Origin of the sequence: Arthrobacter terricola (assembly GCF_004354015.1) — a bacterium.
In the GTDB taxonomy this organism is placed as follows: Bacteria; Actinomycetota; Actinomycetes; order Actinomycetales; family Micrococcaceae; genus Arthrobacter; species Arthrobacter terricola.
Map to the genome: position 1 here is coordinate 1 of NZ_SMRU01000102.1, position 1,350 is coordinate 1,350.

Consider the following 1,350-nt stretch of genomic DNA (forward strand, 5'->3'; position numbering starts at 1 on the left):
GTCAACATTGCCCTCGGCACCACCGCCGCCACCAACCGGCTCAACGTCGCCGCCACCGGCATCGTCCCGGGCGACACCATCCAACGCGCGGTCACCCTGAGCAACGCAGCCGGGAACCAGAACCTCTCGGCCGTCACGCTGACGACGGCGGCGACCACGACGAGCACGAAGCTGGACTCCGACGCCACCAACGGCCTGCAGGTTGTCGTCGACCGTTGCTCCACGGGCTGGGTTGAGGCCGGCACGGCCCCCGCCTACACGTACACCTGCGCGGGCACGACCAGCATTGTCCTGGCCTCGCACGCTGTCGTCGGCGCGAACATGGCCCTGGCCAACCTGTCCTCCCTGACCGCGGGCAACACCGACAGCCTTCGCGTCACCATGACCCTCCCGGCGACGGCGGACAACACCTTCGAATCCCTGAGCAGCACCGTCGGGTTCACCTTCACCGGCACCCAACGCACCGCCACCGACCAGTAGTACCCCCTGATCAGCCCTCCGCCGGCGAACTCTGGGAATCAACGGCGGAGGGCACACCACCCGGGGACACAGCTCACCGGATCGAGAAGAAAGCCGACTCTCCATGCACAAAACATGCAGCACCGCCCTCACGAAGTGCCGGCCATGATCTGGCCGGACGTCCCACCCCTCCACCGGCGAAACGAACCCGAACGCCCTCTACCGATCCTGAACCACCAGACACTCCGGCGTCTGGCCGGCGACATGCCCGGCACCGACGCCGACGCCCGGTTCGCCGCAACATACACCAGAATGCTCCCGGCCCGGATCGAACGGATCAACCAGGCCCCAGACAACCGGGATCCCGATCAGGCCATCGACACGATGCCGTCTTGAACATCAGCTCTGTCGGGCAACTTCCTACATCTTCGTCTTGACAGACCAGACTGGCGACAACGTCCCGACCCGGACAGGGTGGTCGTCCAGGTCGCGTGGGCGTCCACAATGACCTGTGTGGTGTTCGACGTCGTGCGGGTGCCGATAATGTGGCGGTCCGAGTAGGGTCTGATCGTGTTGATGAGCAGCGAACCATCCCAAGCTGCACGGAATCGCTTCGCCGCGCGCCTCGGGGTTGACGTCGGCGTCCCGGCGCTGTTGCCCTTGCCCGTCCAGAGCGGAAAAGCCCGGGCAGAACCTCAGCACCACGGCCCGGAGAAGGAACCATCCGACGATGACAGCGACACGATCGTCGCGGAGCTGCAGCGTCCGCTAAGGGTCCGGTGGCGTACGCCGTGGCGTGTCGCGGCAATCCTCGCAATTCCTTGCCTCGCACTTCTGGCTTGGTTTGGCTGGAAGGCCTTCGCAGCGCAGCCGGCCGCCGAGCCCTTGGTC

Annotated in this window: 2 protein-coding genes and 1 pseudogene; all 3 read left to right on the forward strand. The window is 66.1% G+C overall.

Annotated elements, in window-relative coordinates; translation table 11 throughout:
- A partial coding sequence (locus E1809_RS26455; RefSeq protein ID WP_133207175.1) for a TasA family protein occupies positions 1 to 480 on the forward strand: 480 nt, incomplete at its 5' end.
- A gap of 114 nt (positions 481 to 594) precedes the next feature.
- Positions 595 to 855: a hypothetical protein gene (locus tag E1809_RS26460; RefSeq protein WP_133207176.1), complete on the forward strand. Its 261-nt coding sequence runs from the start codon at positions 595 to 597 to the stop codon at positions 853 to 855.
- A gap of 180 nt (positions 856 to 1,035) precedes the next feature.
- A pseudogene (locus E1809_RS26465) lies at positions 1,036 to 1,350 on the forward strand (hypothetical protein); the annotation flags it as partial.